This window comes from uncultured Gelidibacter sp., assembly GCF_947500795.1.
GTDB lineage: Bacteria > Bacteroidota > Bacteroidia > Flavobacteriales > Flavobacteriaceae > Gelidibacter.
This window is the reverse complement of sequence record NZ_CANMTE010000001.1, coordinates 932,614-949,836: the sequence shown is the minus strand read 5'-3', so window position 1 is coordinate 949,836 and position 17,223 is coordinate 932,614. Positions and strand designations below refer to the sequence as shown.

General features: G+C 38.4%; 15 protein-coding genes and 1 pseudogene. 7 read left to right on the top strand and 9 right to left on the bottom strand.

Annotated features, from left to right (window positions below; all coding sequences use genetic code 11):
- Nucleotides 1-89: 89 nt before the first annotated feature.
- From uvrA to Q0947_RS04165, 3 genes are all read right to left on the bottom strand, one after another.
- Entirely contained in the window at nucleotides 90-2,936 is a 2,847-nt protein-coding gene (gene uvrA / locus Q0947_RS04175) for an excinuclease ABC subunit UvrA (protein WP_299391840.1), read from the bottom strand.
- Between the two features lie 156 nt (nucleotides 2,937-3,092).
- On the bottom strand, nucleotides 3,093-3,812 hold the full coding sequence (locus tag Q0947_RS04170) for a hypothetical protein (RefSeq protein WP_299391835.1): 720 nt from the start codon (nucleotides 3,810-3,812) through the stop codon (nucleotides 3,093-3,095).
- Between the two features lie 155 nt (nucleotides 3,813-3,967).
- The gene (locus Q0947_RS04165) at nucleotides 3,968-4,573 is read right to left on the bottom strand and encodes an ACP phosphodiesterase (protein ID WP_299391831.1); all 606 of its coding nucleotides are present in this window, start codon (nucleotides 4,571-4,573) and stop codon (nucleotides 3,968-3,970) included.
- Nucleotides 4,574-4,650: 77 nt separating this feature from the next.
- Here Q0947_RS04165 and glmM point away from each other — a divergent pair, with 77 nt between their 5' ends.
- Complete coding sequence (gene glmM / locus Q0947_RS04160) at nucleotides 4,651-6,039, top strand: phosphoglucosamine mutase (RefSeq protein ID WP_299391827.1); 1,389 nt, start codon at nucleotides 4,651-4,653, stop codon at nucleotides 6,037-6,039.
- A gap of 111 nt (nucleotides 6,040-6,150) precedes the next feature.
- Nucleotides 6,151-7,656 carry an aminotransferase class V-fold PLP-dependent enzyme gene (locus Q0947_RS04155; protein ID WP_299392795.1) on the top strand — a complete coding sequence of 502 codons (1,506 nt, stop codon included), beginning with the start codon at nucleotides 6,151-6,153 and terminating at the stop codon, nucleotides 7,654-7,656.
- A gap of 507 nt (nucleotides 7,657-8,163) precedes the next feature.
- Here the strand turns inward: Q0947_RS04155 and Q0947_RS04150 are convergent.
- A complete protein-coding gene (locus Q0947_RS04150; protein ID WP_299391824.1) occupies nucleotides 8,164-9,054 on the bottom strand; it encodes a lysophospholipid acyltransferase family protein in 891 nt (296 codons plus the stop codon).
- A gap of 63 nt (nucleotides 9,055-9,117) precedes the next feature.
- Between Q0947_RS04150 and Q0947_RS04145 the strand changes: the two genes are divergently transcribed.
- Nucleotides 9,118-9,768 (top strand): rhomboid family intramembrane serine protease, encoded by a 651-nt coding sequence (locus tag Q0947_RS04145; RefSeq protein WP_299391820.1) that lies wholly within the window; start codon nucleotides 9,118-9,120, stop codon nucleotides 9,766-9,768.
- 61 nt (nucleotides 9,769-9,829) lie between these two features.
- Nucleotides 9,830-11,239: a tRNA uridine-5-carboxymethylaminomethyl(34) synthesis GTPase MnmE gene (gene mnmE, locus Q0947_RS04140; protein WP_299391816.1), complete on the top strand. Its 1,410-nt coding sequence runs from the start codon at nucleotides 9,830-9,832 to the stop codon at nucleotides 11,237-11,239.
- Between the two features lie 240 nt (nucleotides 11,240-11,479).
- Here the strand turns inward: mnmE and Q0947_RS04135 are convergent.
- A pseudogene (locus tag Q0947_RS04135) lies at nucleotides 11,480-12,046 on the bottom strand (alginate export family protein); the annotation flags it as partial.
- 23 nt (nucleotides 12,047-12,069) lie between these two features.
- Between Q0947_RS04135 and Q0947_RS04130 the strand changes: the two are divergent.
- Entirely contained in the window at nucleotides 12,070-12,279 is a 210-nt protein-coding gene (locus Q0947_RS04130; RefSeq protein WP_299391810.1) for a helix-turn-helix domain-containing protein, read from the top strand.
- Between the two features lie 159 nt (nucleotides 12,280-12,438).
- Here the strand turns inward: Q0947_RS04130 and Q0947_RS04125 are convergent, their stop codons facing one another.
- The 4 genes from Q0947_RS04125 to Q0947_RS04110 form a co-directional block, all read right to left on the bottom strand.
- Nucleotides 12,439-12,642 carry a (4Fe-4S)-binding protein gene (locus Q0947_RS04125; protein ID WP_299391805.1) on the bottom strand — a complete coding sequence of 68 codons (204 nt, stop codon included), beginning with the start codon at nucleotides 12,640-12,642 and terminating at the stop codon, nucleotides 12,439-12,441.
- 156 nt (nucleotides 12,643-12,798) lie between these two features.
- Nucleotides 12,799-13,716, bottom strand: coding sequence for a DUF5996 family protein (locus Q0947_RS04120; protein WP_299391800.1), 918 nt, complete (start codon nucleotides 13,714-13,716; stop codon nucleotides 12,799-12,801).
- Nucleotides 13,717-13,984: 268 nt separating this feature from the next.
- Nucleotides 13,985-14,863, bottom strand: a complete 879-nt coding sequence (locus tag Q0947_RS04115) for a pirin family protein (RefSeq protein ID WP_299391795.1) — start codon at nucleotides 14,861-14,863, stop codon at nucleotides 13,985-13,987.
- Between the two features lie 53 nt (nucleotides 14,864-14,916).
- Nucleotides 14,917-15,387 carry a GNAT family N-acetyltransferase gene (locus Q0947_RS04110; RefSeq protein ID WP_299391791.1) on the bottom strand — a complete coding sequence of 157 codons (471 nt, stop codon included), beginning with the start codon at nucleotides 15,385-15,387 and terminating at the stop codon, nucleotides 14,917-14,919.
- A gap of 201 nt (nucleotides 15,388-15,588) precedes the next feature.
- Between Q0947_RS04110 and Q0947_RS04105 the strand changes: the two genes are divergently transcribed.
- On the top strand, nucleotides 15,589-15,981 hold the full coding sequence (locus Q0947_RS04105; RefSeq protein ID WP_299391787.1) for a hypothetical protein: 393 nt from the start codon (nucleotides 15,589-15,591) through the stop codon (nucleotides 15,979-15,981).
- A gap of 109 nt (nucleotides 15,982-16,090) precedes the next feature.
- Complete coding sequence (locus tag Q0947_RS04100) at nucleotides 16,091-17,146, top strand: Fe(3+) ABC transporter substrate-binding protein (protein ID WP_299391783.1); 1,056 nt, start codon at nucleotides 16,091-16,093, stop codon at nucleotides 17,144-17,146.
- Nucleotides 17,147-17,223: the final 77 nt, after the last annotated feature.

Genomic DNA, 17,223 nt, shown 5'->3' with positions numbered 1-17,223 from the left:
AGGTAATAAAGTTTTTGAACTATTGGAGTGCGAATATGATTAAATCTTTAACACTATCCGTAAATAGAATGTAAATAAATATTTAATTATTATTGTTTCATTCCAATTTCAAGCTCTTTTTTTAGGAATTTAGCAGTGTAGCTTTTCTTGTGTTGCGCTACTAGTTCCGGCGTTCCTTCAACAATAATCTGTCCGCCACCTTTACCACCTTCATAACCAACATCGATAATATGGTCCATAGTTTTAATGACATCCATATTGTGTTCAATAATTAAAATAGTATTGCCTTTGTTGACCAATTCATTAAGAACATCCATCAACACCCGAATATCTTCAAAATGCAACCCTGTTGTAGGTTCATCCAAAATGTAAAACGTATTTCCGGTATCGCGTTTGCTCAATTCTGTTGCCAGTTTGATACGTTGTGCTTCACCTCCTGAGAGCGTGGTGCTCTGTTGGCCTAAGGTAAGGTAGCCCAAGCCAACATCCTTAATGGTCTTTAGTTTCTTGTGAATTTTTGGAATGTGCTCGAAAAAATCGACCGCTTCATTGATGGTCATGTCCAACACGTCACTGATGGATTTTCCTTTATAGCGGATTTCTAAGGTCTCTCTATTGAAGCGTTTGCCTTGGCAGGTTTCACATTCTACATAAACGTCTGGCAGAAAATTCATTTCAATAACCCGCAAACCACCACCTTGGCAGGTTTCACAACGCCCACCTTTGACATTAAAACTAAAGCGCCCTGGTTTGTAACCACGGATCATCGCTTCTGGAATTTTTGCAAATAAACTTCTAATTTCATCAAAAGTTTTAGTGTAAGTCGCAGGATTACTACGTGGCGTGCGGCCAATTGGCGATTGGTTAATGTCAATCACTTTATCTATAAGCTCCAAACCTTTAATGCTCTTGTAAGGCATTGGCTTTTTAACGCCATTAAAATAGTAGGCATTAAAAATAGGATAGAGGGTTTCATTGATCAACGTCGATTTGCCACTTCCTGAAACACCAGTAACACCAATCATTTTACCTAAAGGAAACTTTACCGATACGTTTTTTAGATTATTTCCGGTACAGCCTTTCAGCTCAATAAATTTACCGTTGCCTTCACGACGCGTTTGTGGAACTTCAATTTGTTTGGTCCCATTAAGATAGTCTGCTGTTAAGGTATGATGCGTTTTCAATTCTTCCGGCGTGCCTACACTAATGATTTCGCCACCGTATTTACCGGCTTTCGGTCCAATATCAATCACATAATCGGCGCATTCAATCATGTCCTTGTCATGTTCAACAACAATAACGGAATTCCCGATGTCACGCAGCGCAATCAGCGATTTAATTAATTTCTCATTATCGCGTTGGTGCAAACCAATACTTGGTTCATCTAAAATATAAAGTACACCAACCAATTGCGAACCAATTTGCGTGGCAAGTCGGATACGTTGCGCTTCACCACCTGACAGCGATTTTGAGCTTCTATTGAGCGATAAATATTCCAGACCAACATCCAATAAAAACTGTAAGCGCGTTCTGATTTCCTTGATAATTTCTTCCGAAATCTGTAGTTGTTTGTCTGATAAGTGCGACTTTAAACCTGCGAACCAACTCGCTAAGTCAACAATGTCCTTATTAGCCAACTCGGCAATATTGAGTCCGTTGACTTTAAAATAAAGCGATTCTTGACGTAAGCGGGAACCGTGACAAGCGTCACACTCCACTTTATCCATATAGTCTTTCGCCCAACGTTTTAAAGACGTTGTTTCTGCAGTCGTGAACTGGTTTTCAATAAAATTAGCAACCCCTTCAAAATCGATTTTATAATCGCGTGTCACACCTAAGGTCTTACTTTCAATTGAAAACTTCTCGTTTCCACCGTAAAGAATCATTTGTTTGGCTTCCTGAGGAATGTCCTTGTAAGGATCGGTAAGTTGAAAGTTGAAGCGTTGTGCTATCGTTTCAAATTGTTTAAAAATCCAACTGTTTTTATAAGGGCCATGTGGTGCTAATGCGCCTCCTTTGATAGAAAGACTGTCATCAGGAATGATTTTTTTCTCATTCACTTGATACAGTTTTCCTATTCCGTTACATTTAGGACAAGCGCCTTTTGGTGAATTGAAAGAGAAATTATTAGGTTCAGGATTTGGGTAAGAAATCCCAGAGGTCGGACACATTAAACTCCTACTGAAGTAACGTGTTTCATTGGTGTCCTGGTTAAGAACCATAAGTACATCATCTCCATGATACATGGCAGTGTTGATGGTTTCCGTCAGGCGCTTCTCATTGTCAACAGAATCGTCAATTTTAAGACGGTCAATGACAATTTCAATATCGTGCATTTTATAACGATCCAACTTCATGCCCTTCACCAAATCTTTCACCTCGCCATCCGTACGAACTTTTACAAAGCCTTGTTTTGCAATTTGCTCAAACAATTCGCGGTAATGCCCTTTACGAGAACGGACCACCGGCGCCAAAATATTAATGCGCTTGCCGTTAAAACTTTCCTTGATTAAGGTTTTGATTTGCTCATCTGTATAACTCACCATTTTCTCGCCGGTGTTGTAGCTGTAAGCATCACTCGCTCTTGCGTACAACAAACGTAAAAAATCATAAATCTCAGTAATGGTGCCCACGGTAGAACGTGGCGATTTGCTGGTTGTTTTTTGCTCTATGGCGATAACAGGCGAGAGGCCATCAATTTTGTCTACATCAGGACGTTCCAAGCCGCCCAAAAACTGACGCGCATAGGCCGAAAACGTTTCGATATAACGACGCTGACCTTCGGCATAAATAGTATCAAAAGCCAATGAAGATTTCCCGCTTCCCGACAAGCCTGTAATGACTACAAGTTTTTCTCGTGGAATGGTAACGTCTATATTTTTAAGGTTGTGAACGCGTGCGCCTTGGACCTCGATTGTTTCTTCAAATTTACTCATAGTAGTACAATCTTACCTGATTTACAGATAAGTTTGCAAAGGTACTGATAATGACGTTAACTATAAAGAAGTTGCTATTTAGAGTTTTGTTAAAAAGCTGAAAGGGAAGCGTTATAGGGGTTAGCTTATACGGTAAAAAAAATGAAAGTAGAAACGCTATTTCCGTCCGACTAAATCGGTGATTTCTAATCCGAAAAATAGAAACTTATGAAAGGTCGGCAAATGAGCCCCCGATTCGGTAGTGGTCCAATCGCTCCACGACGCTTCCAATCCGCCAATAGGCAAAATATCCACCCACATTTGGAAGCTTTTAGGTTTTCCTGAGTCGTCCAAATGCCATAAAAAAGAATCTCCTGGAGTCGTGCCTCCAGAAGTATAGGTTACCAAAAGCGCTTCAGATCCATCATCTAAGGTTACCACACGGCGCTCCGTTCCGGAATCAAAAACCTTATAAGGCGCTACGACCCAAAAAGAATCGTTGTTAAAATAAGAAATTGCTTTTTCAATGAGTTCTTGAGCTTCCTTGCTATTAACTTTTTGTTCGTTTTGAAAAGCCTCACTTTTGGATGGATTTTTCAAGTCTAAAGTCACCTTGTAATCTTTCCAATAAACCTCGCAGGTGTTCTCGGCTTTGTTCCATTTAAAATGATGACGTTTTTTAAAAGTCCATTCTAAATAATTGGTATTTTGATAGGCTTCGCTATCCAAGGCATTGAGCATTTTGGTTGCTAATTGCTCTGCTTGTGCACCTTTTGTGCCATTTGGTAAATCTTCATCATATTTAAAATAGATAAAACCGAATAGAAGCAAGGTAGGCAACGTCAGGAAAACAATGGTTCCTGCAATTATCTTGAGTATTTTTTTTGGTGTGGCCACTGGTATAAAGTGTTTGGTTTTGTTAATGTGCTATTAAGAAATAAGAACAGAGAACAGAGATTTGCTTTTGAGATCTAAATTATATTCTAAATAGGTTTTGTAATTTTTTTAATATTATGCGTCGGCAACTTATGATGTTTTTTAGAAATAAAAAATTATTCTGAAGCGTACATCTGCTGTAACAGCGTTAGTTTTTCGGTGGAAAAGGCTCGCAATTCTTCGAAAAAAGTGGTGAATTCTTCCTCAAACTCTTCATAAAACTCCTGCAGCTCGTCTGTTGCTTTATGCATTCCAGAAATATTCCTTGTCCGTTGGTTCATGCCATTGAGCACTTTCTGAATGCCTTCAATCTTCGCATAGCTCAACAACCAATTATCTGCAATCATATAAGGCATCATTTTCTGAATGCGTAAAGGCAAGATGGTGAAGTGGGCTTTCAACGTTTCATAAAAATCGTCAATATAAAGCTCCAATGGCGTATTGGAATACCGCGACCAGTTTTTAGCCAAAAAATGATCATATAAAATATCAACAATCACCCCGCTATAATGTCCGTAATTTTCATGAAGTCTTTTGGTGCTCAATCTCACCGTAGGATGCGCATCCGTAAACGTGTCAATTTCACGATGTAGCAGGATGCCAATTTGAATGTCTTTTGGGTATTTTTCATAGCGTTTGCCTTTGATGCCGTCTGCTATAAAATTTCCAATCGTAATGGAAGGGTTGTCTCCTGAGAGATAAATGTGGGCTAAAAAATTCATTGGTCTAATTTACGGAATTGCAATTTAGAATTCCAAAATTGTAATTGTATATTTGCTTTTCACTTTAAAAGACACATATGACACTTATAAAATCAATTTCAGGAATACGAGGGACCATTGGGGGCAATGTTGGCGATAACTTAACGCCGATTGACGCAGTAAAATTTGCATCCGCTTACGGTGTGTGGTTAAAACAACAACGCAACAAGGAAAATTACCGTGTTGTAGTTGGTCGTGATGCTCGTATTTCAGGTGAAATGATTCAAAACTTAGTCATGAACACTTTGGTTGGTTTGGGAATCCACGTAATTGACCTTGGGTTGTCCACAACACCAACGGTTGAGGTGGCTGTACCTATGGAACATGCTGATGGTGGAATTATTTTAACCGCGAGCCATAATCCGAAACAATGGAACGCCTTAAAACTTTTGAATGCTAAAGGTGAATTTTTGAATGGGGAAGAAGGTGCGAAGATTTTAGATATTGCTGAAAACGGTGAAATGATTTTCGCTGAAGTAGACCATCTTGGCGAGATCACAAAAAACGAAGCGTATATTGACATTCATATTGATGAGGTGCTAAAAATGCCTTTAGTTAATAAAGAAGCCATTGCCGACGCACAATTTAGAGTGGTTGTAGATGGGGTTAATTCTACGGGAGGAATCGCCATCCCATTATTATTGGAACGTTTAGGTGTACATACGGTAAAATTATTTTGTGAGCCAAATGGCCAGTTCCCACATAATCCTGAACCTTTAAAGGAACATTTATACGATTTGGCTGCTGAAGTTGTTAAAGAAAATGCCGATTTAGGTATTGTAGTTGACCCGGATGTTGACCGTTTAGCGTTTATGGATGAAAAAGGTGAGATGTTTGGCGAAGAATACACCCTTGTAGCTTGTGCAGATTATGTATTGAGCAAAACTCCAGGAAACACAGTGAGTAATATGAGTTCCACAAGAGCTTTGAGAGATATTACCGAAAAGCATGGTGGTAGTTATGAAGCGAGTGCCGTTGGTGAGGTGAATGTTGTTGAACTGATGAAGAAAAATAACGCCATTATAGGTGGAGAAGGAAATGGCGGAATTATTTATCCTGAACTTCATTACGGACGTGATGCACTTGTTGGTGTAGCGTTGTTTTTAAGTCTGTTGGCTGAAAAGCAAATGACTACCAGCGAACTTAGAGCGACGTATCCTAACTACTTTATGGGTAAAAAGAAAATAGAATTGACGCCAGGAATGGATGTCGATGGCATTTTGGCGAAAATGGAAGATCGTTATCAGAACGAAAATTTAACCACTATTGATGGTGTTAAAATAGATTTTAGTAACAGTTGGGTGCATTTACGTAAGAGTAATACGGAGCCAATTATCAGAATTTATACCGAGGCACCTTCGCAAGAAGAAGCGGATGCACTTGGCGATAAGATTATTTCTGAAATCAAGGCCATTGCTAATATTTAAGACTTATTATTGACTGTAATGGCGATGGATTTTAAATAATGACATCGCTATTACCTAATGAATTTGACCTACTATTTTGTAGGAATTATTGACTTGAAAAATGTAATCCAAATGATTTCAAAACAGACAACAGAAACCACTACAACTGAACTAGAAGCTTATTTCCAGCAATTCAGACAGCATATTATAGGCATTGATCAGGAGTTCATGACGCCTTATGGAAAACAGAAGATCATTTATACGGATTGGACGGCTTCTGGGCGTTTGTACAGGCCAATTGAAGAAAAGTTGATGAATGACTTTGGGCCGTATGTTGCGAACACGCATACGGAGACTACAGTTTCAGGTACGGCAATGACTAAAGCCTATCATAAAGCTAAACACATAATTAAAGATCACGTTAACAGTAATGCGGATGATGTGCTAATTTGCTGTGGCAGCGGGATGACTGAAGCCATCAATAAATTCCAACGTATTTTAGGCTTGAAAGTGCCTGAAAATTTACGAAAACACACTACAGTTCCTGATGAAATGAAACCTGTTGTGTTTATCACGCACATGGAGCATCACTCAAATCAGACGTCTTGGTTGGAAACCATGGCTAAGGTTGAGGTCATTCCTCCAGGGGAAGACGGCTTGTTCTGTATTGAAAATCTGAAAGAGCTTCTTAAGAAACATGAAGACCGACCAATTAAAATTGCTTCGGTAGTTGGTGGCTCTAACGTAACGGGAATCCAAACCCCGTATCACGATATTGCAAAAGTGATGCACCAGCATGGTGGCGTATGTTTTGTTGATTTTGCATGTTCTGCTCCTTATGTAGATATCAATATGCACCCGGATGATGAGGAGGAAGCTTTGGATGCTATTTTCTTTTCACCACACAAGTTCTTGGGCGGCCCTGGGACTTCGGGAGTGTTGATTTTCAATAAGAAATTATATAAAAATATGATTCCTGACAGTCCGGGTGGTGGTACCGTGAGTTGGACCAATCCGTGGGGCGAACATAAGTATATTGACAATATTGAAGATCGTGAAGATGGCGGTACGCCTGGGTTCTTGCAAACCATTAAAACGGCGTTGGCTATTAAGCTGAAAGAGCAAATGGATGTCGCTAAAATTTTGGAACGTGAACATGAACTCATCGACTATATTTTCAGCGAATTGAGTCCAGTTGAAAATATCAATATTCTGGCAGGTCAGCACCAAGAGCGATTGGGTGTTATTTCGTTTTATATTGACGATTTACATTATAATTTGGGAGTTAAACTCTTGAATGATCGTTTTGGAATCCAAACCCGTGGTGGCTGTAGTTGTGCGGGTACATACGGCCATTTCCTATTGCATGTAGATATGGAAACTTCCAACGCTTTAACGCGAGAGATTTCTTTAGGTGAATTGATGCGTAAACCAGGTTGGATCCGTATGTCCATCCATCCAACAACGTCCACTGAGGAGGCTGTTTATTTCTGTGAAAGTTTAAAGGAATTGGCACAGCACCATAAAGAATGGGCTAAGGATTATGATTATATAGCGGCGACTAATGAGTTTGTTCATAAATCGACTGCGGTGGAAAATAAGTTCGAGTTGCCGGTGGATGCTTGGTTTGAGTTGTAGTTTTTGATAAGAATTACACACTATACTTGATTTATATGGAATGCAGACCTTGTCAGGGATGCTGATTGTGCGGATGGGCGCAGATTTTTTGACACGAATTGCGCAAACAATACTTGGCCTAATTTGTATGGAACGCAGACCTTGTTAGGGATGCTGATTGTACAGATGGGCGCATATTTTTTGACACGAATTGCACGAATTGTCACGAATCGCTACTCAAGTTGGAGGTGTCGCTTTTAGACGTTAATTTCACGAATGCGGATAAATGCTTGTGACGTTAGAACTTTGCTTGAAAGTTTTGCCACGAATTACTCGAATTGTCACGAATCACTACTCAAGTTGAGGTGTCGCTTTTAGACATTAATGGGACGAATGTGTATGAATGATTATGGCGTTAGAACTTTGCTTTAGTAAGTTTTAGACACGAATTTCACGAATTAGCACGAACTAGGTCTGAAACATGAATTCATCAGTTTATTTCGCTTAATAACCTTTAGGTGCTTAGGATTATTTAAACTCCTCAGGCACTGAATTTCTATGTTTCCAGCGTCGGTGTGTCCATAAATAATACTCCGGTGCCTCGTAGATTTGCGCTTCTACTTTCTTGGTAAAAAGATCTGAAATTTCGTAATCCTTAAAATCGTGCGGATTAGCCGCAAGGGTTTCAAAAGTAACTTCGTAAAAGCCGCGCTTAATTCGCTTCACGCCAAAAAACACGACGGACATATCCAATCGTTTGGCGAGCATTTCAGCCCCGGTATGGATCGGAACTTTAATTCCCATGAATTCACTCCAATGGAATGTTCTCGACAATTGTGGTGATTGATCTGAAACAAAGCCGTTAATGGTCAGCTCACCATTGAGTTTCGTTCGGGTTAGTGTAGGAACCGTTTCCTTGGTGCTTATTAAAGTACTGTTGTATTTGGCGCGAATCTTCTTTACCAACCTATCAAAATACTTGTTGCTTAATTTGCTATATACAGCGTAACCCTTGTGGATAACGTGTTTTTGTAGAATAAAAATCCATTCCCAACTCCCATAATGCCCACACATTAAAACAATACTTCTATTTTGTCTGCCAAATTCATTAATGAGCTCCACATTCGTGAATTTTAGGCGCTCATTCATTGATTTCTCGCTAATGGTCAACGATTTTATCGCTTCAACCATCATATCACAAAAGTGGTGGTAAAATTTCTCTGTAATGGTTTTTATTTCAGATTCAGGTTTATCAGGGAATACTAATCTAAGGTTGTCCTGTACCACTTTTTTTCGATAGCCTACAAGTTTGTAGATAATAATATAAAGACCATCTGAAAAGGCGTAAAGCAACCGAAAAGGTAAGATTGAAATCAACCAAATTAGTGGATAAACCAAGATGTAAATGAGAAATTGCATTTTTTAATATTAGATTTGCAGGTGCAAAGATATGCTTAAAAATAATTAATACGTTTGGAGTTTATGGGTAATTTAGATTTGGTCACCATTATTGTAATCGCGGCAAATGCCATTATTTCCTACAAAGGTTTTAACGATTATAGTTTTTTTGAACGCTATAAGTTTAATGTTGGTGGCATTGTCCGAGGAGAGAAAATCAGAATGTTCAGTTCTGGCTTTTTGCATGTAGACATGATGCACCTCATTTTTAATATGTTTACCCTTTACTTTTTTGCACCGGTGGTTGTTTTCCATTTAGGTACCTTTCATTTTCTGGTTATTTATGTAGCTAGTTTGTTGTTGGGGAATTTGTTATCCTTTTATTTCCACAAAAACGAGCATTATTACAGTGCAGTAGGAGCGAGTGGTGCGGTTACGGGAGTGTTATATTCTGCCATTTTGTTACAGCCTTCCATGCAGTTAGGTTTGTTGTTCATTCCGTTACCAATTCCTGCGTATGTTTTCGGGATTTTATATTTGATGTATTCCATTTATGGGATGAAAAGTAAAATTGGAAATATTGGTCATGATGCCCATTTTGGAGGTGCGATTGGCGGCTATGTGGCAACCTTGATACTTATGCCATCACTTTTTCAAACAGATTTGTTGATGATTGGCTTATTGGCATTACCGATTATTGTATTATTTGTAATGCACAAAATGGGTAAACTTTAATAGATTGCTATCTGTTGGATGAGACTTTTTTAAAACTAGATTTACTGATAAATCAAAACTTATGATTTTAAATGACACTATAGTAGCATTGGCAACACCATCAGGAAGTGGTGCTATTGCGGTAATACGACTTTCGGGGAAAGAAGCCATAAATATTGGGTCACGATTTTTTAAATCGGTTTCAGGAAAGACGCTTAATTTGCAAAAGTCGCATACCGTTCATTTAGGTCATATTATTGATGGCCCTCGCGTGATTGATGAGGTTTTAGTAACCATTTTTAAAGATCCGCATTCCTATACAGGCGAAAATGTGATTGAGATTTCATGTCACGGCAGTCTCTATATTCAACAAGAAATCATTCAGCTATTCCTTAAAAACGGCTGTCGCATGGCGAATGCGGGCGAGTTTACCTTAAGAGCCTTTTTAAACGGAAAGTTAGATCTTAGTCAGGCGGAAGCCGTTGCCGATTTGATAGCTAGTGATAGCGAAGCATCCCATAAAATAGCGATGCAGCAAATGCGTGGTGGATTCAGTAATGAAATCAAGCACTTACGTGATGAATTGTTGAATTTCGCCAGCTTAATTGAGTTAGAGCTCGATTTTGCTGAAGAAGATGTTGAATTTGCCAATAGAGATGAGTTTTACAAGTTGATCACGAGAATCATTCACGTTTTAAAACGATTGATAGACTCTTTTGCGGTGGGGAACGTCATCAAAAACGGAATTCCTGTCGCCATTGTAGGGGAACCGAATGTGGGGAAATCGACCTTATTAAACGCTTTACTTAATGAAGAACGCGCCATCGTTTCTGAAATAGCGGGAACTACAAGAGATACCATCGAAGACGAAATTGTAATAGGAGGGATGGGCTTCCGATTTATTGACACCGCGGGTATCAGAGAAACCGAAGATGTAGTCGAAAGCATCGGAATCAAAAAGACCTTCGAAAAAATTGAACAGGCACAAGTAGTGATGTTCTTAATCAGCAGTGTTCAGTTGGCAAATGATCCTACAGTCGTGCAATCCTTTACAGTGGAAATAGAAAAAATAAAGAATAAATTTCCACAAAAACAGCTGTTGATTGTTCTCAATAAAATTGATCAAATTTCAGAGAGTGAATTAGAGTCCTTCATAAAAGCGCTCACACCTCATGCCACACACCTCATTCCAATTTCTGCTAAAACAGGAGCTGGTGTAGAGCAATTGACAGATACCTTACTCAATTTAATCAATACTGGAGCGCTTAGAAACAATGAAACTATTGTGACCAACACGCGCCATTATGATGCCTTATTAAAAGCCTTTGAAGAAATTCAGAAAGTGAAATATGGCTTAGATTCCGAACTGTCTGGCGACTTATTAGCCATTGATATCCGACAAGCACTTCTTCATTTTGGGGAAATCACCGGAGAGATCACCAATGATGATTTGCTGGGGAATATTTTTGCTAATTTTTGCATCGGAAAGTAACCATCATTAAACAAAGAATAATAAAAACATAACGAAACACTATAAAGCCCTTTAATTAGGGCTTTTTTATTGCTATTGTTTAATATCTGTTAATAAGTATTATAGGTTTGCAAGGTACAAATTTGTACCTTATTTGTACCTTCGTAGTAGTTGAGGTACAAATGTTATGTTTTTGCCTTTTTATTTGTCGCTTAATGGCACTTAAATTATGCTAAATTACCTTAAAGGTATTTATTGATACTAAATAATGAGCAGTAATATAGAAGTTGTACGAATTTGTGAGTATTGTAAAAATGAGTTTGTTGCAGTAGTAAAGACAAAATGATATAAGGGATCTCCTTGATTGCTTTGTTTTAGAAATGCACCTGGAAAAATGATGTTGGATTCTAATTCTATAGAGATAAATTTATTGATCTCGTAACCTGCAATGGCACCTATTTGATTGGCAATAAAGCGTTCATTGTTGACGGATGGATAATCTAACATTAATGCAGGATTATAAAGTCCGTCATTGGTAGAAAATCGCCAAAATGCCACATAGTCCATTTCGATATTTACCTTACCAATAGTGCTTTTAAAATAGGGGTGGACATCTATTAAGTTGGATGGGCCAAAACGTGCCACACGACCAAAATAGGCGCCTCTTGGGTAAAGTGCATCAAAAGTGTTTAAAGTATGGTCATCAGCATCAGAATCGCCGCTTATAGCTTCTGTTTTGAGACCCAGCGTAAAGGGATGCGACGTATTAAATTCCTTTTCTACAATAAAGGAAATGGTCCATGCGCTAATATCTTCGTCGCCAAAAGACCCCGCTAAATGTGGGGAGTTGGATGCCTACAGAATCAGGTCCGATTAAAACCTCAGAGCTTCTAACGTTTGAGGAGATGCAAAAACAGCATATTATTGAAGTTTTAAAACGCACTGAAGGAAAGGTCAGTGGCGTAAATGGTGCAGCAGGAATTTTGGATATGAATGCCAAAACCCTATTTGCCAAAATGAAGAAATTGGGTATTGAAAAGCAAACTGTTTTTAAAAGTTAAATTTCTAAGTCATCACAGGAGTAGCGTACATATGAAAATGGACATGAGCGTATCATTTAAACAATGTGCTCTGTCCATTACTTATTTCATTACTCAATTCTTAATACTCACATCTAAGTTCTTAATACTCACATCTCACTACTTAATACTAACAGCTCACTACTTAATACTCAAAGCCCCTGACGGACATTTTGAAACCTGATCCAATAATTCTTGCGTGCTTGCATTTTCGGGTTTCACCCACGGTCTTTCTTTTGGATTGTAAACTTGTGGTAATGTTTTTACGCATATTCCAGAATGGATACATTTTTCTGCTTTCCATAAAATGGTGATTTCTCCGTTTGAATATTCTTTTGTGTCCATAATAGCTTTTGTTATCGTTTTGGATTTTTCTGTTAGGGATAATTCACATTATGATGATGTCTCAATAGATTGTTAAATTCAAAATAGTAAAAAAGAATGAAATTACAAACCCTTTAGGGTAGAAGGGTGGGAATCTGATAATGTGTTGTGTGAACTCTATTTTTTTTCTAGCTTAAATTGTAATTTTTCTATATCCCAATCGGCGAGTTTTGCCGCGTGGTCATAACTGCTGCGTAGAAATTCTAATAACGTTTCAGAAGGGTTTTCTGATTTTTGAACATCTTCATATTTCAAAATAAATTCCCCCAAATTGTCGTCATAATAGGCCGTGCTTGGTTTGATGGCCGCTTTTTTAAATCCGTCGGGTGCTGGATAGATGTAGCTATAAAATGCAGCAAAAGGTGTGGATTCATTACCTGGCCAGAAGCCACAGTTCATCACTTCGTGGCTGTAGGCTTCTCGTGTTACCCAATCGGGCAAATTTGGAATGCCACCGGGATGTTGGGGTGCTTTACGTCCTGAAAATCGCGAAATTGCCAAATCAAAACTGCCCCAGAAAAACTGCACATCGCTGCTTTTTCCCATAAATTCCGAACGGTATTGGGTGAAAACCTGATTCACTTTTAGCATGGCTTTATGAAAGTTAATGGCAGCCTCAGTATCATACGTGCCGTCATGATTGTCATGAAATGGGATTGCGCCTTCAATTTCATTCGGAACGGCGTTTATTTTTATGGCTATCCCAATATCTTCAAGATAGGCTAACACCTTTTTATAACAACTGGATACTTTCAGGGTTTCGAGATCAAAGGTTTTCTTTTCATTAGCGCTCGAAATTATTTCCAAACGGTGCTCTAAAAAGTTAAGTATAATTTCAAGTTGTTTATCCTCAGAAAATATCGGGTCACTGGTTAAGCCGTTAGTGGTCACCTTTAATGTAGAGTGCCATGAATGATTGATCCACGGATTTAAGGCCAATTTTATTTTACCAATAATCTGTGTCCATAAGTGTATCGTTTCATAGGTGTCTTTGGAGGATTTAAAAGACAATTCTGGCCATTGCGTATGTTCCATAATCGATAGTTTTAGTTTGATTATTCGCGTTGAATACTGTGAATAATTCTAAAAGTTAATCAAATTACCGCTTTTATACCTGCTTTTTAAATCACTTTTAACTAATTCTGAGGTTTTAGATTGTTGATAATTAGATTTCTATAAGTTTATCTGTAGAGAATTATAATACTCTCAGCGTAATTATCGGATTGTCATTTTTGGCTTCAGAATTGAGGAAATTTATAAAAGAAGGAGGTCGCCTAATTTCTATATAATAGCTACCTCGACGTTAATCTTCTAAATAACCAAATTTTCCACTATTGAAATCATTAAACGCTTCAATCAATTCATCTCGAGTATTCATCACAAAAGGACCTTGGGCTGCAATGGGTTCATTGATAGGCTCCCCGCTTAATACCAATACCAAAGCGTCTTCAGTAGCTTCAATTTTAAAAGCTTCGCCATCATTTGCCATCAGTGCCAAATGGTCTGTAGGAACTTTTTCTTTGTCGTTGACCACGATTGATCCTTCCAATACAAGGAGTGCGGTGTTATAATGCTCAGGAAAGTGAAAATCTGCTGTGCCGCCTTTATGCAACTTGGCATTGAATAAATGTACCGGGGTAAAAGTAGAAGCTGCTCCTGTTGTCCCTTTATAGTCTCCGGCAATGACTTCAATACTTCCAGCATGTTCCGGTAATGTAACTAGAGGAACGTCTGCATTCTTTATAGCTTGATATTTCGGGTCGGATTTCTTGTCCTTGGCCGGAAGATTCACCCAAAGCTGGACCATTTGGAAATCGCCTCCTGTTTTGCTCCATTCTTCTTCGTGATATTCTTTATGAAGTACGCCCTTGGCAGCGGTCATCCACTGGATGTCGCCCTCACCAATAATGCCACCACCGCCGCTGCTGTCATGATGTGCCACTTTACCCTTATAGGCAATGGTTACCGTTTCAAATCCTTTATGTGGATGCACTCCGACGCCTTTCGGTTTGTCGGACGGAGGAAAAGCATAGGTGGAATTATAATCTAGCATCAAAAACGGACTCATGCGTTGCATATTCATTCCATAGCTGCTAGGTATAAAGTTATGAACGCGAAATCCATCGCCAACAAAATGAGGTTGGCCAGGGCTCGCAACTAATTGTACTGTTCTTGTTTTCATGATTTATGTATTTAAAATGATAGGGTATGGGTCTGCCAGATTCAGCTCCATTTCTATGATATTTTGTTACGCTGTTGCATGTGATACAGATCGAAGTTTTTTGCCCAATAGTCTTTTTCGATATGCATCAATTCAAAACCGAATTTTTGATAGTATTTATAAGCGAGTTGCGAGGTGCGAACGTCGATCATATTTACATTTGGATTGTTTTTAACATGGTTTATGCGGAATTCAAGTAATTTTTTACCGATGCCTTTTCCATGCATCTTTGGATCCACCATATCCCATGAAATTCGGGCCAGTTGTTCCTCGGGAAGATAATTGATGCCACCCGCACCCAAAATTTTGGAATGTTCATCATACACAAAATAATCTTCCAAGCCGTTTTTAAGATAATCTATAAAATCCTGTTCCTCAGAAGGATCAAAAGACGCAGGGATATTTTGCCTTAAAAGTTCAATAACCTGAAATTCGTCTTGAAGCGCATAAGGTCTAATGAATTGGTTTTGTGATTGATTTTGCATAGTATTCCAAGATTGAAACAATTATACTAATTTACTATTTTATAGTTATCCGGGAAAGGCAGTGGACTATTAGTTTTCAATAGCTCGCTTCATTTGATATCTAAAGGGAATGCCGATTCTGAAAGTTCAGTGTCATCATTAATCAAATTATTAATATTACTTTTGAAACTTCAAATTAACCTATCAATAATCTTTACATATATGTCATATCAAGCTGTTTTCGACCTTTTCTGGGACCAAGTAATGGAGAGTATCAAAGAGAAGCGCTTTGCGAAATTGACCATGGCAAAAACCATTGGTAAGCCTGACTTGAAAAACATATTCGTCAGACCATTAGATGAAGAGGATGACTCTCAAGTCTTGGTAAAAACACACTACAGGTCCAAAGAAATAGAGGATGAGGAGCAAGAACTTAGTTTAGAGGAAGCTTATCAATTGGTAAAATCGCATCTCATAACTTCTTTTTCATCGGTACTTTTATTCACTACCACAAAGGACGTTACCTTCAAAATTAACAAAAAGGGTGCAGGACGCATTACCGAAAATCTTCCTACATTTCGAGATGTTAAGTACGGGAGGTCTGATAGAGATTAAAGATATTATTAGCGCTTAATACATGTATTTACTGCTATTTTCCTAATATGTCCATCTCGTTATTTATATCTATTCTAAATTGTTATATTTGCAATTCGAAACAGATATCATGAAAAAAATACTATTTGCAGTAGCCACATTTTCCTTATTAGTTGCTTGCGGAAACGAGAGCAAAAAGAAAGACACTACTTCTGAACAAAAGGCAGCCAAAGAACAGGTTGTTAATGTCTACACGCACCGTCATTACGAGCCAGACCAAAATATCTTCAAAATGTTTGAAGAGAAAACGGGAATCAAAGTAAAGGTGATTAATGCCAGTGCCGATGAGTTGATTCAGAAAATGAAAATGGAAGGCAAACAATCGCCTGCTGATGTTTTAATTACCGTAGATGCGGGAAGATTAAGTCGCGCTAAGGAGGAAGGTCTATTGCAATCCATACAATCTGAAATTTTAGAAAACGCCATTCCGTCACATTTACTGGATGTGGATAATCAGTGGTTCGGATTGACAAAAAGAGCGCGAATTATCGCCTATGCAAAAGACCGTGTAAAACCTGAAGATTTATCATCTTATGAAGATTTGGTAAACAAAAAATGGAAAGGTAAAATATTGGTACGTTCATCCTCTAATATTTACAACCAATCTTTAATGGCGTCAATTATTGGCAACAATGGCGAAGCGGCTGCTAAGGAATGGGCTGAAGGAATCGTTGCGAATTTGGCACGTTCTCCAAAAGGTTCAGATAGAGATCAGGTAAAAGCAGTTGTTGCTGGAGAAGGGGATATAGCGATTGTCAATTCCTATTACATCGGTAAAATGTTGAATTCGCCAGATGCGGAAGAAGTAAATACAGCTCAGAAAATAGGATTGTTTTTTCCTAACCAAAACGATAGAGGAACACATATTAATGTCAGCGGTGCTGGTGTTGCTAAATACGCACCTAATAAAGAAAATGCGATTTTATTTATAGAGTATTTAATTAGCGAAGAGGCACAGCAAGTGTTTACCGATGCTAATTACGAGTATCCTGTTTTAGAAAGTGTTGCCCCTGTTGCCGATATTAAAGCTTGGGGAGACTTTAAGGAAGATACATTAGGATTGAACAAATTAGGAGAATTTAACAAGAAAGCAGTTTTGATTTTTGATGCAGCAGGGTGGAAATAAAAATGAAGCGTTCTCATTAAAAACGAGGGTAAAAAGGCTTAAAAGAGATAGTAACAGGTGGTCAGTTTTTACACTGG

Coding starts and splice junctions, on each gene's coding strand:
- uvrA (WP_299391840.1), bottom strand. CDS start 2,936: ATGAGTAAATTTGAAGAAACAATCGAGGTCCAAGGCGCACGCGTTCAC.
- Q0947_RS04165 (WP_299391831.1), bottom strand. CDS start 4,573: ATGAATTTTTTAGCCCACATTTATCTCTCAGGAGACAACCCTTCCATT.
- glmM (WP_299391827.1), top strand. CDS start 4,651: ATGACACTTATAAAATCAATTTCAGGAATACGAGGGACCATTGGGGGC.
- Q0947_RS04155 (WP_299392795.1), top strand. CDS start 6,151: ATGATTTCAAAACAGACAACAGAAACCACTACAACTGAACTAGAAGCT.
- Q0947_RS04150 (WP_299391824.1), bottom strand. CDS start 9,054: ATGCAATTTCTCATTTACATCTTGGTTTATCCACTAATTTGGTTGATT.
- Q0947_RS04145 (WP_299391820.1), top strand. CDS start 9,118: ATGGGTAATTTAGATTTGGTCACCATTATTGTAATCGCGGCAAATGCC.
- mnmE (WP_299391816.1), top strand. CDS start 9,830: ATGATTTTAAATGACACTATAGTAGCATTGGCAACACCATCAGGAAGT.
- Q0947_RS04130 (WP_299391810.1), top strand. CDS start 12,070: ATGCCTACAGAATCAGGTCCGATTAAAACCTCAGAGCTTCTAACGTTT.
- Q0947_RS04125 (WP_299391805.1), bottom strand. CDS start 12,642: ATGGACACAAAAGAATATTCAAACGGAGAAATCACCATTTTATGGAAA.
- Q0947_RS04120 (WP_299391800.1), bottom strand. CDS start 13,716: ATGGAACATACGCAATGGCCAGAATTGTCTTTTAAATCCTCCAAAGAC.
- Q0947_RS04115 (WP_299391795.1), bottom strand. CDS start 14,863: ATGAAAACAAGAACAGTACAATTAGTTGCGAGCCCTGGCCAACCTCAT.
- Q0947_RS04110 (WP_299391791.1), bottom strand. CDS start 15,387: ATGCAAAATCAATCACAAAACCAATTCATTAGACCTTATGCGCTTCAA.
- Q0947_RS04105 (WP_299391787.1), top strand. CDS start 15,589: ATGTCATATCAAGCTGTTTTCGACCTTTTCTGGGACCAAGTAATGGAG.
- Q0947_RS04100 (WP_299391783.1), top strand. CDS start 16,091: ATGAAAAAAATACTATTTGCAGTAGCCACATTTTCCTTATTAGTTGCT.